Origin of the sequence: Mesorhizobium sp. M1A.T.Ca.IN.004.03.1.1 (genome assembly GCF_003997555.1) — a bacterium.
Lineage (GTDB): Bacteria > Pseudomonadota > Alphaproteobacteria > Rhizobiales > Rhizobiaceae > Mesorhizobium.
In genome coordinates, this window is the sequence record NZ_RZTV01000003.1 from 656,682 (window position 1) to 674,693 (window position 18,012).

General features: G+C 63.8%; 19 protein-coding genes. 8 read left to right on the forward strand and 11 right to left on the reverse strand.

Annotation, left to right across the window (positions count from 1 at the left end):
- Window positions 1-10 precede the first annotated feature (10 nt).
- Together EOD29_RS13510 and EOD29_RS13515 are read right to left on the reverse strand one after the other, a co-directional pair.
- A complete protein-coding gene (locus EOD29_RS13510) occupies window positions 11-1,141 on the reverse strand; it encodes a glycosyltransferase family 4 protein (RefSeq protein ID WP_127246944.1) in 1,131 nt (376 codons plus the stop codon).
- An 8-nt stretch (window positions 1,142-1,149) separates the two neighbouring features.
- Window positions 1,150-1,713 carry a polysaccharide biosynthesis/export family protein gene (locus EOD29_RS13515; protein WP_067000804.1) on the reverse strand — a complete coding sequence of 188 codons (564 nt, stop codon included), beginning with the start codon at window positions 1,711-1,713 and terminating at the stop codon, window positions 1,150-1,152.
- Window positions 1,714-1,975: 262 nt separating this feature from the next.
- Between EOD29_RS13515 and EOD29_RS13520 the strand changes: the two genes are divergently transcribed.
- Window positions 1,976-4,180, forward strand: coding sequence for an exopolysaccharide transport family protein (locus EOD29_RS13520; RefSeq protein ID WP_127246945.1), 2,205 nt, complete (start codon window positions 1,976-1,978; stop codon window positions 4,178-4,180).
- Between the two features lie 54 nt (window positions 4,181-4,234).
- On the opposite strand, the gene EOD29_RS13525 is transcribed toward EOD29_RS13520, so the two are convergent.
- Entirely contained in the window at window positions 4,235-5,464 is a 1,230-nt protein-coding gene (locus EOD29_RS13525) for a GNAT family N-acetyltransferase (protein ID WP_127246946.1), read from the reverse strand.
- Between the two features lie 81 nt (window positions 5,465-5,545).
- On the opposite strand from EOD29_RS13525, the gene EOD29_RS13530 reads away from it, so the two are divergent.
- Window positions 5,546-6,604, forward strand: a complete 1,059-nt coding sequence (locus EOD29_RS13530) for a polysaccharide deacetylase family protein (protein WP_127246947.1) — start codon at window positions 5,546-5,548, stop codon at window positions 6,602-6,604.
- Here EOD29_RS13530 and EOD29_RS13535 read toward each other — a convergent pair.
- Together EOD29_RS13535 and EOD29_RS13540 are read right to left on the reverse strand one after the other, a co-directional pair.
- A complete protein-coding gene (locus EOD29_RS13535) occupies window positions 6,594-6,995 on the reverse strand; it encodes a hypothetical protein (protein ID WP_245466653.1) in 402 nt (133 codons plus the stop codon). The two genes, EOD29_RS13530 and EOD29_RS13535, sit on opposite strands and share 11 nt — an antisense overlap.
- A 117-nt stretch (window positions 6,996-7,112) precedes the next feature.
- Entirely contained in the window at window positions 7,113-7,328 is a 216-nt protein-coding gene (locus tag EOD29_RS13540) for a DUF2842 domain-containing protein (protein WP_095801287.1), read from the reverse strand.
- A 152-nt stretch (window positions 7,329-7,480) separates the two neighbouring features.
- Here EOD29_RS13540 and EOD29_RS13545 point away from each other — a divergent pair, with 152 nt between their 5' ends.
- On the forward strand, window positions 7,481-8,572 hold the full coding sequence (locus EOD29_RS13545; RefSeq protein ID WP_095801288.1) for a COX15/CtaA family protein: 1,092 nt from the start codon (window positions 7,481-7,483) through the stop codon (window positions 8,570-8,572).
- 22 nt (window positions 8,573-8,594) lie between these two features.
- On the opposite strand, the gene argC is transcribed toward EOD29_RS13545, so the two are convergent.
- Together argC and speB are read right to left on the reverse strand one after the other, a co-directional pair.
- Window positions 8,595-9,527 carry an N-acetyl-gamma-glutamyl-phosphate reductase gene (gene argC, locus EOD29_RS13550; protein ID WP_095824727.1) on the reverse strand — a complete coding sequence of 311 codons (933 nt, stop codon included), beginning with the start codon at window positions 9,525-9,527 and terminating at the stop codon, window positions 8,595-8,597.
- 29 nt (window positions 9,528-9,556) lie between these two features.
- Window positions 9,557-10,558 (reverse strand): agmatinase, encoded by a 1,002-nt coding sequence (speB, locus tag EOD29_RS13555; protein ID WP_067000830.1) that lies wholly within the window; start codon window positions 10,556-10,558, stop codon window positions 9,557-9,559.
- A 232-nt stretch (window positions 10,559-10,790) separates the two neighbouring features.
- On the opposite strand from speB, the gene EOD29_RS13560 reads away from it, so the two are divergent.
- A complete protein-coding gene (locus EOD29_RS13560; RefSeq protein WP_127246948.1) occupies window positions 10,791-11,849 on the forward strand; it encodes a glycerophosphodiester phosphodiesterase family protein in 1,059 nt (352 codons plus the stop codon).
- A 209-nt stretch (window positions 11,850-12,058) separates the two neighbouring features.
- Here EOD29_RS13560 and EOD29_RS13565 read toward each other — a convergent pair whose 3' ends face one another.
- A complete protein-coding gene (locus EOD29_RS13565; protein WP_127246949.1) occupies window positions 12,059-12,931 on the reverse strand; it encodes an aldo/keto reductase family oxidoreductase in 873 nt (290 codons plus the stop codon).
- 94 nt (window positions 12,932-13,025) lie between these two features.
- Here EOD29_RS13565 and EOD29_RS13570 point away from each other — a divergent pair, with 94 nt between their 5' ends.
- A complete protein-coding gene (locus tag EOD29_RS13570) occupies window positions 13,026-13,934 on the forward strand; it encodes a LysR family transcriptional regulator (RefSeq protein ID WP_127215766.1) in 909 nt (302 codons plus the stop codon).
- 57 nt (window positions 13,935-13,991) lie between these two features.
- On the opposite strand, the gene rpsI is transcribed toward EOD29_RS13570, so the two are convergent.
- From rpsI to EOD29_RS13585, 3 genes are all read right to left on the reverse strand, one after another.
- A complete protein-coding gene (rpsI, locus tag EOD29_RS13575) occupies window positions 13,992-14,468 on the reverse strand; it encodes a 30S ribosomal protein S9 (RefSeq protein ID WP_127246950.1) in 477 nt (158 codons plus the stop codon).
- Window positions 14,468-14,932 (reverse strand): 50S ribosomal protein L13, encoded by a 465-nt coding sequence (gene rplM / locus EOD29_RS13580; protein WP_127215765.1) that lies wholly within the window; start codon window positions 14,930-14,932, stop codon window positions 14,468-14,470. The genes rpsI and rplM overlap by 1 nt, the downstream gene beginning before the upstream one ends.
- A 224-nt stretch (window positions 14,933-15,156) precedes the next feature.
- Complete coding sequence (locus EOD29_RS13585; RefSeq protein WP_127215764.1) at window positions 15,157-15,618, reverse strand: PaaI family thioesterase; 462 nt, start codon at window positions 15,616-15,618, stop codon at window positions 15,157-15,159.
- A gap of 148 nt (window positions 15,619-15,766) precedes the next feature.
- Between EOD29_RS13585 and EOD29_RS13590 the strand changes: the two genes are divergently transcribed.
- From EOD29_RS13590 to EOD29_RS13600, 3 genes are read left to right on the forward strand one after another with little or no spacing between them, the layout of a single operon-like run.
- A complete protein-coding gene (locus EOD29_RS13590; protein ID WP_127215763.1) occupies window positions 15,767-16,588 on the forward strand; it encodes an enoyl-CoA hydratase in 822 nt (273 codons plus the stop codon).
- A 45-nt stretch (window positions 16,589-16,633) separates the two neighbouring features.
- Window positions 16,634-17,410 (forward strand): AAA family ATPase, encoded by a 777-nt coding sequence (locus EOD29_RS13595; protein WP_127215762.1) that lies wholly within the window; start codon window positions 16,634-16,636, stop codon window positions 17,408-17,410.
- Complete coding sequence (locus EOD29_RS13600) at window positions 17,407-17,928, forward strand: CoA-binding protein (protein WP_095801296.1); 522 nt, start codon at window positions 17,407-17,409, stop codon at window positions 17,926-17,928. Before EOD29_RS13595 ends, EOD29_RS13600 begins: the two co-directional genes overlap by 4 nt.
- Window positions 17,929-18,012: the final 84 nt, after the last annotated feature.

The following is an 18,012-nucleotide window of genomic DNA, read 5'->3' on the forward strand; positions in this document are numbered from 1 at the left end:
TTAGTAAATTCTAAAGCTTTAGCGCCGCGAAGTAAGCCTTCTCGATCTCGGCCGCCATCACGTCGGCCCCGAATCGCGCCTTCAACTCGGGGTTTTGCGGCATCAGCTTGCGGTAGGCGCCGCGATCGTCGAGAGCCGTTCTGAGCCTGTCGGCAAGTTGGCGGGCATCGGGTCGGATCAGGGCAGGGGAGTCTTCGCCGAAGATCTCGGGAATGCCGCCCACGGCGGTGGCAATCATCGGCATGCCGGCTGCCAGCGCCTCGAGCACGATATAGGGCATTGCTTCCGCGCGGGACGGGACGACGATCAGCTCGGCCAGGGCGAAGGCTTCTCTGGCCGGCATCGGCGGCAGGAAGCGGACGTGGCCCTTCAGTCCGAGTCGCTCCACCTGAGCGTGGTAGCGTGGCAGGTCGTCGCCGGCACCGACCATCACCGCGCTTAGCCGGCGTCCGAGCTCCCTGCCGGCGCGCGCCAGCGCATCGATGAAGATGTCCGGGCCTTTGAGATCGCGCATCATGCCGATGTATATGAGATCGGCCGCATCAGCCGCCGGCGCCACCGGTTCGAACTCGACGGCCCGCAGGCCGTTATAGACCAGCCTGTTGGGGATGGGCGGCTCGCCGACCTTCCGTCGATAAGTTGTCCGCTCGTAGTCGGAAACGAACAGAAGGCAGTCGCTGAAGCGGGCCATGAAACGCTCCAGCGCGAAGAACAGCTTTCCGGTCGCCGTCGTTTCGTCATAGTGCAGCGAGCCGCCATGCGGCGAATAAAGGCGGGCCACGCGAGACCTTGAAACCCGCAACAGTGAGCCGAACAGACGGGCATAGGCGCCACCCTTGGCGCCATGCCCGTGCAGCACGTCCGGCCGCAATTCCTTGATGATTTGATAGGTGCGCCAGGCCGCGGCGATGTCGCCCGGTCCGATATGGCGCTGCATGGGCGTGCGATGGATGCCGAGCGCCAGGCGCTCCTTCATCGCTCCGAACAGCCGCTCCTCATAGTCCCCGCCCGTGGTCGAATCGCAGACGATGCCCACGGAATGGCCGGCGGCGGCCTGCGCCTCGGTCAGGTCGCTCACATGCCGGAAGATTCCCCCGACAGGTGAGCGGAAGCAGTGGACGATCCGAAGGTGAGCCGCCACGTTGATTTTCAGAACAGGCGTTCGCGGACGTAGACGGTGTCGCCGGGCAGGAGCGGATCGGATGTCTGCACCCTGCCGGTCATCACCTTGCCGTTGATATCGCGGGTGATGTCGACGCTTTCCTGGTTGGCGCGCGGCGTGAAGCCGCCGGCGATCGCGATCGCCTTCTGCACCGTCAATCCGGGCACATAGGAATATTGCCCTGCGGCGCCGACTTCCCCCATCACGAAGATCGGCCGGTAGCGGTCGATCTCGACCGAGACGTCGGGATCGCGCAGATATCCCTGGCGCAATTTATCGGCGATTTCCTTTTCGAGCTGCTGGGCGGTGTGGCCGCGCGCCGGCACGGCGCCGACGAGCGGGAAGGAGATGTAGCCGGATTGGTCGACGCTGTACGTGTTGGTCAGCCCGTCCTGCTCGAACACCGTGACGCGGATGCGGTCGCCGGCGCCGAGTCTGTATGGCTGGTCGAGCACTTCATGAAAGGCGGCGGGCGCCGGCCGGTAGCTGGAACAGCCGGTAAGCAGCGACAAGGCGAGCATGGCGCGAAAGAGATGAGCAGTGCTTTTCATGATCGGACACGAACCTTCGTCGCTCTCGCCACCGGTGAGGCGGCCAACCCCAGGAGTGCGCCCGTTATCATCCTGTTAGGGTTAATGGTCGGTAAAGGATGGGCCTTAGACTCATCGGCTGCTGGCAAAAAACCCAATTGTTCTATTGCTTTCGCAGGACGTTCTTTGAGTGGGTTCTAATAAGTACGCATCCTGATCTTAACGGCTGAGTTACCATAGTTGTTTACGGTCCATCCTCGACTCAAAGTTCGGAGCAGGATGCATGTCCGTTCAGTCCGCGGCCGCAGATGTCGATGTCGACCTGAGACAGCTCTTCGCCAGCCTGGCGAGGAATTGGCTGCGCATTGTTCTCGTCACGCTTGTCGTGACCGGGCTGGCGTTTGCCTTCGCCTGGCTGGCGACGCCGCAATATAAGGCAGTGGCCAAGCTGGAGATCGGGTCGCGCGAATCGGTCTTCACTCGGCCGGCCGGCACAACCAGCGACGACAAGCCGGCGACCGATGAGGAGGCTGTAGCCACCGAAGTCCAGATCATGTCCTCGCCCGATATCCTCAAGAAGGTTGCCTCGGACCTCAACCTGGAAAAGTTGCCGGAATTCGACGAAGCGTTGAAGATGTCGGCGCTCAGTCGCGCGCTTGTGCTTGTCGGCCTGAAGAGCGATCCCTTCGACATCCCGCCGGAAGAGCGCGTGCTCAAGGCAATGCACGATAAGCTCAACGTCTACGGCGTTGAAAAATCCCGCGTAATTGCCGTTGAGTTCTCCTCGAACGATCCAAAGCTCGCCGCCCAGGTCGCGGACGCCATTGCGCAGGCCTACCTTGCCTCAAAAGGCAGTGCGAAGATGGAATCGAACACCGCCGCCACAGGCTTCCTCGGCCCGGAAATCACCGATCTGCAGAACCGGGTGAAGGATGCCGAAGCCAAGGTTGCCGCCTATCGCGCGCAATCCGACCTGTTGATGGGCGGCAACAATTCGGTGCTCGCGACGCAGCAGCTCTCGGAACTGTCGAGCGAGCTTTCCCGGGTGCGCGCCAATCGCGCCGCCGCAGAGGCGACCGCCGACAGCGTGCGCAAGGCGCTGCAGAATGGCGGCACGCTCGACAGCGTGCCGGAAGTTCTGTCTTCCGAGCTGATCCAGCGCCTGCTCGAGCGGCAGGTAGAGCTCAGGACCAATATTGCCGATCTGTCGACGACGCTGCTCGACAACCATCCTCGCATCCGGGCGCTGAAGTCGCAGCTTGCCGATCTCAACGGCCAGATCCGCAACGAGGCGCAGAAGATCCTCAAGGGATTGGCGACTCAGGCACAGACCGCCAAGGCTCGCGAGGACCAGCTGGTCCAGGAGGTCAACACGCTGAAAGCCGCTTCGGCCCGCGCCGGCGAGCAGCAGGTGGAGCTCGATGCGCTGCAGCGCGACGCCAATGCCCAGCGCCAGCAGCTCGAATCCTATATGGCAAGCTACCGCGAGGCGGCCTCGCGCGCGGACCGCAACTATCTGCCGGTCGACGCCCGTCTGCTTTCGAAAGCACAGGTGCCGACCGAACCGTATTTCCCGAAGATCGGCCCGATCACTGGTGCCGCCGCCGCCGCGTCGCTGCTGCTGATGGCGATTAGCACGCTTCTGAGGGAATTGTTCTCCGGCCGTGCCATGCGTCCGGCCGCCGGAGCCCGATTCGAGCCGATCGAACAGGTGGCGATGCCGGTGGCGCGCACCGAACCGGCGCTCGCCGATGCCGAGGATGAAGCTAGCGACGATTCGGTCGCTGACGAGCGGATCGGGCAGGGCACCGTCATGGAGGCAACGCCTGCCGAGCCGGTAGATCCACCAGACCCGGCACAGCCCGAAGCGCGCCGGTCGTGGCAGCCGAGACTTGGCGAGATCGATGTCGAGAAGGCGGCGGAAAAGCTGATTGCCTCGGGTGCCGCGCGCGCCATCTTTGTCTCCCCGGAAGGTGACGAGGCCGCCGCCACCGCCGTGCTGGTGGCGCGCGAAGTGTCGGATGCGGGCCTGCGGGTGCTCCTGCTCGATCTCACCGCCTCGGGCGCCGCCTCGCGCCCGATGCTGGACAGCGGACTGCTTCCCGGCATCACCAATCTGCTGGCCTCCGAGGCGCAGTTCAGCGACGTCATCCATCCCGATCTCTATTCGGACGCGCATGTGATTCCGGTCGGTACCGCCGATCCTATCCGCGCCATGCGCGCCGCCGACCGGCTGCCGATCATCATGCAGTCGCTGACCACGGCTTACGACCTCGTCGTCGTCGAATGCGGCCCTGCCGACGCACAAGGCATCGGCCGCCTGGTTGGCGATGGCACGGAAGTCTTCCTGTCGATGCTCGAAGCCGATGACGAGGTCACGCAGGCGGCGGTCAAGCTGATCGAGAACGGCTATCCGGACGTCACGCTGGTCACGCCGGTTGGCTATGAACCGGGAGATCCGTTGCCCGGACGCCGGTCGGCGGCCTGAGCAGATATCGCCCGCGAAGTGGTCGGATTTGAGTCTCGGGCTGACGGTCGACGGTCAGGCGTCGTCCTCGGCAACAATAGGGGCGGCCTGTCCGGCAGCCTTCCGGCGCAAGCTTTTGGTCAGTGTCCACACCGTCGGATTGTTCTTGATGAAGGCCTTCGCCCGCGCGCCTTGCCGCAGCCCCGTGGCTAGCACGCGACCTTTCAGCGTCAGCGGCATCAGCACCTCGAAATGCTGGACCTCGATGTCGCACCAGAGCCGCTTGTAGGGCTCGTCGCCGACCGAGAAATCATAGAGGTCGAAGCCTTGCTCGCAGGCTTCCTGGATGTTGTCGAAGAACAGGAAGTCGCCGGGGCTGGTGAAGGCGAGATCATCCTCGGCGATCGCGCCGAACTCGCAGATCAGGCGCTTGCCTGAGCGGCTGGAGCCGGTAACGGCGCGAAGTTTTCCCGCTACCTCCAGCCCGTGCAGCAGGAAGGATGGCTCCTGCTCGGCAAGCGCATCGGCAAACAGCGCCCGGAAGAAGGCGCGCACGCCTTCATCGCCGAACACGTTGGCGATGCCCATCTTGGCGAAGCGCGCCTGCTTCATGTCGAAGAAAGCGTCGAGCAACCTGTCGACCTCCTTGCGGCTTCGCCCCTCGATACGGCGGAAGCTGCCGACGGCCTCGAACTTGCGCGTCTGCGAGCGGTGCTTCTTGCGCTTCCGCTTGCCGCTCGCGCGGCTGAGCAGCGCCTCGAAGCCGCCATCGAGGTCGACGGCCAGCGCAAGGTTAGGGCTCGCAAAATTGGGCAACGCGGCGAGCGGGTTGGCGGTGCCGTCGAGATCGGGCAGCAGCCGCTCCAGCGAAACGAGGTCGATGTCGGGCCGTGCCGTGGCGATCGACGAGAGCAGGGAGCGGATCGCAGGACCGTTTACAGCAGGCAAAAGCCGCGGGTCGGTTGCGGGGAAATTGCCGTTGGCATGACGTCCGCCGGCGAGACGAGCGACGCGGAACGGGCCGTTTCGGACCACTTCCAGCGCCAGCGAAAGAGCCGGTCGACCCTCGATGCTTAGCGTGGCGACCGCCATATCGGCTTTGGTCTTGGCCGCCCAGTTGCTCGCCCAGGACGCGCTCTGCGCCGGAGCAAACAGCGCCGAAGCGCAGAATTCTGCATAGCCCGCAAGACCCGTGCCATCGGTCACCGCCGCCGTCAGTCTGCCTCGGCTCGAGGCAGGCGCACGCGCCGGCGCTTCGTTGGCAGCGACGCGATTGCCGTCAAATGACGCGGCGGCGTCAACCATCCCTCAATCCTTAAGACGTATTGGTTGCAACCTGGGGTTCGCGTAGGTCCTTGGATGAGCCTAGGCGCAAAAGGTGAAGGAATGATCGACGGGGCCGAGGCAATCCGGAAGCTGGCGTTGAACGTTGCCCGCTACACCGGTCTCGCTCCGCTGGCGAGGCCGTTTGTCGGCGGCATCGGTGCCATCTTGATGTTGCATCGCGTGACCGCGGCGCCCGAGAAGCCGAACAGCGTCAATCGACATCTGAACATCGCCCCTGCCTTCCTCGACAAGGTGATCGCCGACATGAAGGAAAGGGGCTATGCCTTTGTTGCCCTTGATGAAGCGATCGAACGCATCGGGGCGGGCGGCAAACACGGCCAGTTCGCCACCATCACCGCCGACGATGCCTATCGCGATAACATGACGGAGGCGCTGCCGGTATTGGAGAAGCACGGTGCGCCGATCACCATCTATGTCGCGCCCGGCCTGATCGACGGTGCCGTCGACCTGTGGTGGGAAGTCATCGAGGATATCGTCGACACCGGCTCGCACCTGACGCTGAAGACTGCGAGAGGATCGACGGTCGTCGATTGCTCGACACCCGGCCGAAAGATCCAGACCATTGCAAGGCTGAACGCATGGTTGACCCTAGAGGTCCCCGAGGAAGAACAGGGCGCCGCGCTGCGTGAACTGGCGCGCTCCAACGGCATCGAGCTCGGCACCGGCCGCCCCGGCACCCTGATGAGCTGGGATGAGATTCGCAGGGTGGCCGCCCATCCGCTGGTGACGATCGGCGCGCACACCATCAACCACCGCAACCTCAAGCGGTTGTCCGAGGCGGAAGCGCGTCACGAGATCGGCGACGTCCGCCGTATTCTCATGGAACGGCTGGGCGCAGAGCCGCGCCACTTCGCTTACCCCTACGGTTATCCCAGCGCGGTTGGCTGCCGCGAGGTCGGCTTCGCTCGTGATGCCGGCTATGTCTCGGCGGTGACAACCCGGCATGCCGTCCTGAGAGCCGAGCATGCCGGCTTCCTGCATGCGCTGCCGCGCATTTCCGTCAACGGCCGCTACCAGAGCGTCGCCCACATCCGCACGATGCTGTCGGGTGTGACCACGCCGCTTGCCAACGCCGGCAAGATGGTCGTCACCATTTAGCCCGAAGGGGCGTCAGCATCTGTGGAAATAGCGGTAGGTGTCCGGCGCGTTCATCCATTTGAGCTGTGACGCAAGCCCGCCATGCGCGTTGATCCAGCCTCTGATGTCGGCAGTAGGCATTCCACAAGACGGCGGTCATGTCGGTGCGGTGCGCCAGATGGAAGCCGAAGCTTGCCCCAGGCATCACGCAGATGCGGCTGCCGGGAATATAGCCGAGCAGCACCGTGCAGGCCGACTGGCATTTGCCGACGATGCGGACATTGACGCCGCGCGCGGCGAGCCCCTTCCAGCGCTGGCTGTACGCGGCGACGCTGCCGCCATGATCGTCCGACACGTTGATGGTTTCGGCGGCTGCCATCGAGGCCGCCATGCAGGCGATGATCAGGATCAATCCCGCGAACGAGGCTTTTGGCATGGCGCAAGCCCTCCCTGCCATGCGGTCAAGCCAGGCAAGTTAGTCCCAATGCGCAATCACGTATGAATCACGTTAGCGTTGGCGCGGCCGCGCTCAGCCCTTCTGAGGCGGCTCCATGATCAGCCATTTGATGATGCCCATCGCCGGCAGCACCCAGAGCAGGCCGCTGAGCAGGAAGAACAGGAAATGCGCCAAGGAGCCGTATTCGGCGAGCCTTGTGACCGCGATGGCCGAGGCGATCAGCGCGTAGATGACGACGAGCGCCACCAGCAGAATGGTTCCGATCAGCTTTTTCAGGCGAATGGGCATGTCGCGGTCCCGTTGACCCGCCTCGCTTAGGCCGATTGGGGAGCGGGCGCAACCGCCGCGGGCCGGCGCGACGGCGTGCCGCGCTGTCCGGTCTTGCCAGCCGGGCGGCCATGGTCCACCAATCCCGCGATTTCAACTGCCGGGAAACTCCCATGGCCGCTATAACCACCACGGCCCCATACGCCGCCCGCGACCGCGATCTGCACAACCGCGCGCTGGTGCGCGGCTGGCTCTATTTCGTGCTGGTCGTGCTGGCCGCGCTGGTGCTGGTCGGCGGCGCCACAAGGCTCACCGGTTCCGGCCTGTCGATCACCGAATGGCAGCCGATCCACGGCGTGATCCCGCCGCTCAACGATGCCGAATGGCAGGAAGAGTTCCAGCGCTACCAGCAGATCCCCCAATATACAGAGCTCAACAAGGGCATGAGCTTAGAAGCTTTCAAGTCGCTCTTCTGGTGGGAATGGGTGCACCGCATCCTCGCCCGCAGCGCCGGCGCGGTTTTCGCATTGCCGCTGCTGTTCTTCTGGGCGACGCGCCGCATCGAACGCGGCCTCGGGCCGAAGCTTCTAGGTATACTTCTGCTCGGCGGCCTGCAGGGGGCCATCGGCTGGTGGATGGTGGCCTCGGGTCTAGTCGACCGTGTCTCGGTCAGCCAGTACCGGCTGGCGACGCATCTGACGCTCGCGGCGCTAATCTTCACCGCCACCATGGTTGTCGCGCGAGGATTGGCGCCGCACTCCGAGCGCGCCGCCGACCGCTCGACCCAGCGGCTTGCCGGCGCGATCGTGCTCTTGGCACTGATCCAGATCTATCTCGGCGGCCTGGTTGCCGGCCTCCACGCCGGCCTCTCCTACAACACCTGGCCGCTGATGGACGGCAAGGTGATCCCGGCCGATCTCCTGCTCTTGAAACCCGCATGGCTGAATTTCTTCGAGAACCCGAAGACGGTGCAGTTCGTGCACCGGCTCGGCGCTTACACGCTCTTTGCGGTGGCGCTCTGGCACATGATCGCCACCTGGCGGCGTCAGCCCGGCACCACGCATGCCCGCCGCGCCACGCTGCTGTTCCTGCTGGTGCTGGCGCAGGCCTCGATCGGCATCGGCACGCTTTTGATGCAGGTGCCGCTGCATATGGCGCTCACCCATCAAGGCGTCGCGCTGATCGTGCTCGGCTTCGCCGCCGCGCACTGGCGCGGCACCAAGGGTGCCTATTCGCTGCCGACCGAGATCGCTGTCGGAGGCTGAGGCGCGCCTTGCGCATCGTCGCTCAATGCTTGATGCCGAGCATCAGGTCGAGATTCTGCACGGCAGCGCCGGAAGCACCCTTGCCGAGATTGTCGTAGACGGCCAAGAGCAGCGCCTGCGCCCGCTCGTCATTGGCAAACACATAGACCTTCATCCGGTTGGTGCCGTTATAGGCCTCCGGATCGATCTCCGGCATGCGCTCCATATGCGTATAGGGCGCAACCTCGACCACGCCGCCGCCGACCGACGCATAGTGATCGGCGATCGCCGCATGAAGCTCGGCGCCGCTCGGTACACGGTCGAGGCCGCCCAACTGCAGCGGCACCACCGTGATCATGCCTTGCGCGAAATTGCCGACGGCGGGCTGCATGATCGGATCGTGCGACAGCTTCGCGTAGGTCCTTAGCTCCGGCACATGCTTGTGCTGCAACGTGAGCCCATAGGGTAGGAATTCAGGCGCGTCCTCGCCCTTGCCGACATAGTCCTCGATCATCGGCCGGCCGCCGCCGGAATAGCCGGAGATGCCGTTGACGGTGACGGGGAAATCGGCAGGCAGCAGGCCGGCCGAGACCAGCGGACGCAGCGTCGCGATAGGGCCCTGCGGCCAGCAGCCGGGATTGGCGATGCGTTTTGCGCTGGCGATCTTGTTGGCCTGATCCTTGTCCATCTCGGCAAAGCCGTATTCCCAGCCTTCGGCCACACGATGCGCGGTCGAAGCGTCGATGACTTTGGTCGTATCGTTCTCGATCAGCGATACGCTTTCCTTGGCCGCGGCATCCGGCAGGCAGAGGATCGCGACATCTGCGGCGTTGAGGAATTCGGCCCTGGCGGCGGCTTCCTTGCGGCGGTCGGCGGGAATGGAGATGATCTCCAGATCGCCGCGGTCGGCCAGCAGCGCCCTGATCTGCAGGCCTGTCGTGCCATGTTCGCCGTCAATGAAGATTTTCGGTTTCATCGGTTGCCAAAATCCCTGCGATTCCAGAGCTATATGCCTTGAGCGTTATGTAGCACGGCATGAGTGCCGTTGTTCAGGTCGTCGAGCCGCGCCTTCCTTTCGGCCACCAGGCCGAGATAGTGCATGGCGATGATCGATCCGGCGATCGCCGTAATATCGGCATGATCATAGGCCGGCGCAACCTCGACGACGTCGGCACCGACGATATCGATCTGGCCGAGTTGGCGCAGCGTCGAAAGCATCTTGGCCGAAGACGGGCCGCCGGCCACGGGCGTGCCGGTACCCGGCGCGAACGCCGGGTCAAGGCAATCGATGTCGAAGGTAAGATAGGTCTTCCTGCCGCCTGTGCGCTCCACGATCGCGTAGGCGATGTCGGAGGCGCGCATCTCCTCGACTTCATGGCCGTAGATGATCTTGATCCCGAACGTGTCCGGCGCATGGGTGCGGATGCCGATCTGGATCGAGCGGTCTGGATCGATGACGCCTTCTTTGACCGCGCGGGCGACGAAGGAGCCGTGATCGATTCGCCTGCCGTCGTCCGGCCAGGTGTCCTGATGCGCGTCGAACTGCACCAGGGCCAGCGGCCCATGGATCGCTGCATGCGCCTTCAACAGCGGCCAGGTGACGAAATGATCGCCGCCGAGCGTCAAAAGAAATGCGCCTGAGCTCAGGATCTTGGCCGCCTCTCGCTCGATCGTACCGGGCGTCTTCTGGTGGTTGCCGCTGTCGAGCAGGCAATCGCCGTAGTCGACCACGGCGAGCTGTTCAAACAGGTCGCGCGAGAACGGATATTGCGGATCGTTGTCGAGGATCGCCGAGGCGCGGCGAATCGCCTGCGGCCCGAAGCGCGCGCCGGGACGATTGGTGACCGCGGCGTCGAAGGGAATGCCCCACACGACGGCATCCGCGCCCTTCGCATCCTTCGTATATTTGCGCCGCATGAACGACAGCGCGCCGGCATAGGTCGGCTCGAGCGACGCCCCCGTTTTGGAACGGGCGGTGAAGGCGTGGTCGATCTCTTGGTTCGCCATTACGGGTCCTCGGTTGTCATCGGGGAGCCACAACTACAGAACCGGCACGCAACTTGCCAGTCACAGCTTGCCGATATCGAGCGGCGCTCGAGGAGTGCCACGGCAGCACAGGATTTGTCTCGCCATGACGCCTCGCCAAACGGATTTGAGCAAACAGCTAGCCGGCTTCGTTCACCTCCCTGTCATGGGCATCGCCTAACCGGGTCCCGACCCGGAACGGAGCGATTCCCCGATGCGAACACTCTGGCTGAACCTTCTTCTGTCCGCCGCGCTTGCGACTGCCTCGAGTCAAACCTTAGCCGGTGAGACGCGCGCCGCCCAAATCCTCGACCGCTTCGAACACGCCAACCAGTGGCGCGATCATGTGATGATCGCGGCGCATCGGGCCGGCAGCATGCAGGCCGGCAAGACGCTTTATGCCGAGAATTCGCTTGCCGCGGTCGAGGGCTCGATCGCGATCGGCGCCGAGATCGTCGAGGTCGATGTGAGGCGCTCGAAGGACGGCGCGTTCGTCATCATGCATGACAGCTGGCTCGACCGCACCACGAACTGCAAGGGCGAGGTGGTGGAATATACGCTGGCGGAGCTGAAGAAGTGCCGGCTGGTGATCGAGGGCACCGGCGCCGTCACCAGCGAGCCGGTGTTGACGCTGCGCGAGATGCTGCTGACGACCAAGGACAGGATCCTCATCAATCTCGACAACAAGCTGGAGGTGACGGACCTGCCAGGCATGATCGCGGTCGCCCGCGATCTCGGCATGGCCGATCAGGTGATCGTCAAGGAGAACCTGTGGAACCAGGCGCGCATTGAAGCCGCGAAGGCCGCGCTCGCCCAGGCGGGCGGCGGCTTCCAGTTCATGCCGATCCTTGCCGATGACGCCGTGCACGATGCTGCCTTTGCCGGCGAGGTCGACAAGGCGTTCGCGCCACGCGCTATCGAGCTGATCAACTGGCGCAACGGCGCCGAGACGTTGACCGCAAACGGCGGCCCGCTGTTCAGCACGCGCATGCGGGCTACAGCCGTCCGCGGTGACTGGCACCTCTGGGCCGATACTTATGCCATCGTCAACAAGCCGGGCGGCTTCCTTGCCGGCGGCCGTGGCGACGAGCTGGCGGTCGCTGCCGGCCTGCCGCGCGAGGCTTGGGGTTTTTGGGTCGATCGCGGCGCCACCATCATCCAGACCGACGAGCCAAAAGCGGCGATCGAATGGCTGGCTGCCAATGGCTATCGCGTGCCTTATATGGACGAGGCGCGCCCGGCTGAGCCGGCGCGCACGGCGAGCATCAATTAGCTGGCGTCGGTGCTCCCCACCGGGAGCTTCGCGCCGACCTGCCCATCGAGGGGCCATCGCGGGGAGGTCGAAGTTGCGCCAAGCTCGCCGGCGGTCGAGTGCTACAACGGCTGCGGGACGCTGCAAATGGGACGCCGAAAGATAGGCGCGGTACCTCCTCTTGATGGGGAAGTGGCGCCGCTGGCGCGGGTGGGATGACGGCGCTTGACCTAGGCGGCTTTCGCCACGCCCTCCAACTCGGCCAGCACTTCGTCCGACAATTCCAGCTCCGCAGCCGCAAGATTCTCCCGCAGATGCCCGACCGATGAGGTGCCGGGGATCAGCAGGATGTTCGGTGAGCGTCGCAACAACCATGCCAGCGCAACCTGCATCGGCTTCGCGCCGAGCCGCTCGGCCACGCCGGACAGCGTCGACGATTGCAACGGGCTGAAGCCGCCAAGCGGAAAAAACGGCACATAGGCGATGCCGTGGCGCGCCAGTTCATCGATCAGCGCGTCGTCCTCGCGATGCGCCAGATTGTACTGGTTCTGCACGCAGACGATGTCGCAAATCTTGCGGCCTTCCTGGATTTGCGCTCGGGTGACGTTGCTCAAGCCGATATTGCGCACCAGGCCCTTGCGCTGAAGCTCGGCGAGCTTGGTGACCTGCGCCTCGATGGAGCCCTCCGCTGGACCATGCATCCCGAACATGATGCGCAGATTGACGACGTCCATCACCTCGAGGCCAAGATTGCGAAGATTGTCGTGTACGGCCTGTTCGAGTTCATCGGCTGTGAAGGCCGGCAGCCAGGAGGCGTCTTCGCCACGACGGGCGCCGATCTTTGTGACGATGGTGAGGTCGTCGGGGTAGGGCGATAGCGCCTCGCGGATCAGCTTGTTGGTGACGTGCGGACCATAATAATCGCTGGTGTCGATATGGTTCACGCCTTGCGCTATCGCTTCGCGCAGCACGGCGATGGCCGCGTCATGGTTCTTTGGCGGACCGAACACTCCTTTGCCTGCGAGCTGCATGGCGCCGTAGCCGAGGCGGCGGACCGAGCGGTCGCCGAGTTTATAGGTGCCGGATTTGTTTACGCTGGACATCGGGTTCTCCTTCATTGTCGGCGAGGGAGATAAGACATAGCCGCTGTCCCGATAATCAGCTATATTCGGCACAGCTTGTACGAAATTTAGGACAATGGCGGCCGAACTCAACGATCTCCAGGCATTCATGGCCGTGGCCCGCGCCGGCGGCTTTCGCGAAGCAGCTCGCGCCACGGCCGGCAGCGCGTCAGCGCTCAGCGAAGCCATCCGCCGTCTGGAAACCCAACTCGGTGTTAGGCTCTTCAACCGCACCACGCGCAGCGTTGCTTTGACCGAAGCTGGTGCCAGCCTGCTGGCGCGGCTCGGCCCCGCATTGGGCGAGGTAGAAGCTGCGCTCGATGTGGTGAACGGCTTTCGCGACCGGCCCGCCGGAACCTTGCGTCTCAACGTGCCGATAAGCGCCTCGCGGCTGGTGCTGCCCAAGATCGTTCCGCGATTTCTCGCGGCCTATCCCGCCATTCGCCTGGAGGTGATCGCCGAGGAGAACTTTGTCGATGTGCTGGTGGCCGGCTGCGACGCCGGAATCCGCTATGACGAGCGGCTGGAGCAGGACATGATCGCGGTGCCGATCGGACCGCGCGCGCAGCGCTTCACGACCTCCGCCGCGCCGTCCTACCTTGACCGGCACGGTCGGCCGCAGCACCCGCGCGACCTGCTTGGCCATGCCTGCGTGCGCGGCCGCTTCCCGAGCGGGGTCATGACGCCCTGGGAGTTCGAGCGGGACGGCGAGGTGGTGCGGGTCGATCCCACGGGGCCATTGGTCGTCAGCATCGGTGGTGGCGTCGATCTCGCTGTCGATGCGGCGATCGCCGGCGTCGGCATCCTTTGGCTCTTCGAGGACTGGGTGCGCCCGTATTTCGACAGCGGCGTTCTGGAACCTGTGCTCCAGCCCTGGTGGCAAAGCTTCTCGGGGCCGTTTCTTTATTACCCTGGCCGGCGCTTGGTGCCGGCCCCGCTGCGCGCGTTCATCGACTACATAAAAACGCCGGCCGGGCACTGGTGACGGAAACAAAAAAGCCGCCCGGAGGCGGCCTTTTCGAAAGCTGGGGACCCGTAGCGCTTAGCGCTTCGAGAACTGGAAGCTGCGGCGCGCCTTGGCCTTGCCGTATTTCTTGCGCTCGACCACGCGGCTGTCGCGGGTGAGAAAGCCGCCCTTCTTGAGCACCGAACGCAGGCCCGGCTCGTAATAGGTCAGCGCCTTGGAGATGCCGTGACGCACGGCGCCCGCCTGGCCGGAGAGACCGCCGCCGATGACGGTGACGACGATGTCGTACTGGCCGGCGCGGTTGGCGGCGACGATCGGCTGGTTGAGGATCATCTGCAGCACGGGACGCGCGAAATAGGTCGCGAATTCCTTGTCGTTGACGATGATCTTGCCGGAGCCCGGCTTCACCCAGACGCGCGCGATCGCGTTCTTGCGCTTGCCAGTGGCATAGGCGCGGCCCGACTTGTCGAGCTTCTGGACGTGGACAGGCGCGGCCGGCTGCGCGGCGGTCGTGACAGTCCCGAGTTCTGCGAGCGAGGAAAGCTCAGCCATTACGAGGCCCTCTTGTTCTTGGAGTTCAGCTTGGCCACGTCGAGCGTGACGGGCTGCTGGGCCGCGTGCGGATGCTCAGTGCCTGCATAGACGCGGAGATTCTTCATCTGGCGGCGGCCAAGCGGGCCGCGCGGGATCATGCGCTCCACAGCCTTCTCGACGACGCGCTCGGGGAAGCGGCCCTCGAGCAGCTGGCGCGCGGTGCGCTCCTTGACGCCGCCGGGATGGCCGGTGTGCCAGTAATAGATCTTGTCGGTGTACTTCTTGCCGGTGAACACCACCTTGTCGGCATTGATGACGATGACATTGTCGCCATCATCGACATGCGGGGTGAAAGTGGGCTTGTGCTTGCCGCGCAGATGGTTGGCGATGACAGTTGCAAGGCGGCCGACGACGAGACCCTCGGCGTCGATCAGCACCCACTTCTTCACCACATCCGCAGGCTTCTGCGAAAAGGTAGCCATGTTTTGCTCTCAGGTTGACCGTCCTGTCCGCGAACGGCAGGAACAGGCGTTTTTTGTTGCTTGAATTGACGGAGAGGCCAAGCCGTCCGGCAATAACAAAACGGCGGCCCTTGCGGCCGCTGTTTCGTGACGGCTTATAGGCGAGGGCGCCGGATGCGTCAAGCCAAGCGGAAACTCTACTGGCGCTGAAAATAAAGCAAAAACAATCAATTGGCGAAACGGTATTATTTTACCTCATCCATTCGCTTCGGCGGGATCGAATAGGTCCCGGTGGCGTGGGCCACCGTGTGCCGGTCGGCCCCGGCGACGATGTCGATGTCGAAGACCATCAGGCTCTTTCCGAGCTTGAGGATACGGCAATGGCCGTCGATCGGTCCGGCCTCTGCCTTGCGCATGAAGTTGATGTTGAGATTGGTCGTCACCGAAAGCGCATCCGGCCCGGCATGGCTGAGCACGCACACATAGCCGCCAATGTCGGCAAGCGTGAACAGCGCCGGACCCGAGACGGTGCCGCCGGGGCGCAGATGGCGCTGGTCGGCATTGAGCCGCACCGTGCAGCCGCCCGGAAACACTTCCAGCGCCTCATAGAAGGAGAACTGGTCGTTGAGCTGCGGATAGACGTTTGCCATCACCGCGTTGACTTCGGCCGCGGTCAGCACCGGCTTGAGATTGCTTTGAGCGGGCATGCGCGATTCCTATATACGGGAACTTCCAGGCGGCGCGCCTGGACCAAACGGTGCCACGGAGAAAACACGTCTCGCGGCTGTTCTTCAATCGGCAGCATGTTAGTTCTGTTGCTCCATAACCCGGGACCGCTGATCGAGAGGTTCAAAAATGGCCGAAGTCGTTGCCATCAAGCCCGCCGTCGCCGACGGCCCGGTTCTTGTCAGCCAAGATAAGGGCGAGCTGCGCCTCACTCTTGCAAGCCCGCCGGCCAACGCGCTGTCGCTGGCGACGATGGCGGCGCTGCAGGCCGAGTTCGACCGCGTGAAGGACGACAAATCCGTACGCGTCATCATCCTGGCAGCGTCAGGCAAAGTGTTTTGCGCGGGCCACGACCTCAAGGAAATGACGGCGCGCCGCGCCGAACCGGATCGCGGCCGCGCCTTCTTCGAAAAGACCTTTGTCGCCTGCGCAAAGCTGATGCAGACCATCGTGCGCCATCCGAGGCCGGTGATCGCCGAGGTCGACGGTCTGGCTACCGCGGCCGGACTGCAGCTTGTCGCGAGCTGCGACCTCGCCATCGCCTCGCACGAAGCGACCTTCTGCACGCCCGGCGTCAATATCGGCCTGTTCTGCTCGACGCCGATGGTTGCGCTGTCGCGCAACGTCTCGCGCAAGCAGGCGATGGAAATGCTTCTCACCGGCGAGACGATCGATGCGGCGACGGCCAAGGAGTTCGGTCTCGTCAACCGGATCGTGCCGCGCGAATATCTGAATCAGGTTGTCAACAAATACGCGCAAACCATTGCTTCAAAATCGTCATTGGTGGTCAAGACCGGCAAGGAGGCGTTCTACGCCCAGGCCGAAATGGGGCTGGCCGACGCCTACGCCTATACCGGCCGTGTGATGGTGGAAAACATGCTGGCGCGCGACGCCGAGGAGGGCATCGGCGCCTTCATCGGCAAGCGCAAGCCGGAATGGGCCGACGAATAATTGACCCGAGAATGCAGCGCGCTTTTTTATGATTGAAGGTCCGACGTGGCTGCCCGCAAGCAACTGACGCGGCTGAAAGCGCCCTATCTCAAGCGCATTCTGCTTGAGCCTTCGCGCGTCGCGGATTGGGACGGATATCCATGGAGCCTGCCGATCTTCCGGGATCGCGAGTTCGAATTCGAATTCACGTCGGCCATCACCATCATCGTTGGCGAGAACGGCACCGGCAAATCGACGCTGCTCGAAGCCATCGGCGCGCTGGCCGGCTATGACGAGGCCGGCGGCGGCAAAGGCTATATGCCCGTCGACCACTCAGGCGCCATCGACAAGAGTGGCGGGGCACTTGCCGCTGCGCTGCGCTGCCATTGGCTGCCGAAGGTCACCGCGGGCTGGTTCTTCCGGGCGGAGTCCTTTTACTCCGTGGCTCGTTATCTTGACCAGGCGGCGCTGGAGTCTGGCGGAGCGCCGCCGGATTTCCTGTCATGGTCGCATGGCGAAGGGTTCATCCGCTTCTTCGAGGAACGCTGCCGACGACAGGGCATCTACATCCTCGACGAGCCCGAAAGCGCGCTCTCGCCGACGCGCCAGATCGAGTTGCTGAAGCTGCTTCAGCGCATGGAGCGGTCCGGCACCGCGCAGGTGATCATGGCGACGCACTCTCCGTTGCTGATGGCCTGCCCGAACGCGCGGCTCTTCCGCATCAGCCGCATCGGCCTCGATCTGATTGATTTTCAGGACACCGATCATTTTCGCATGATGCGTGACTTCTGCAGCGATCCGGCTGCCTTTCTCGCCGATGCGCTGTATGAGGACGAGCCATGAATCACGACGCCTACGACAACAGCTACATTGCCGGCATTCTGAACTCGGTGAAGACCATTGCCATGGTCGGCGCCTCGCCCAACGACGTGCGGCCGAGCTATTTCGTGCTGAAATATCTGCTGGCCAAGGGTTTTTCGGTGTTGCCGATCAATCCCGGTCATGCCGGCAAGCAGATCCTTGGACAGACGGTCTATGCCAGCCTGGCCGACCTGCCGCACCCGGTCGACATGATCGACATTTTTCGCGGCTCGGCCGCTGTCCCTGGCATCGTCGAGCAGGTACTGAAGCTCGATCCGCTGCCGAAGGTCGTTTGGATGCAGCTAGGTGTTCGCCATGACCAGGCCGCCGCGCGCGCCGAGGCAGCCGGCATCAAGGTGGTCATGAACCGCTGTCCCAAGATCGAATATGGCAAGCTGTCGGGCGAGATCGGCTGGACCGGCGTCAACTCCGGCGTGCTGTCGTCGAAGAAGCCATTGATGCGCAAGGGTTTCCAGAGTTTTGGCGTGCGCCAGAAATAGACGGACAACCAGGCGCGCAAAATTATTCCGGGAAGAAATGGATTTTCCCGGGCGTTCGCCGCAGATCGCACGCCGAAAGGTATT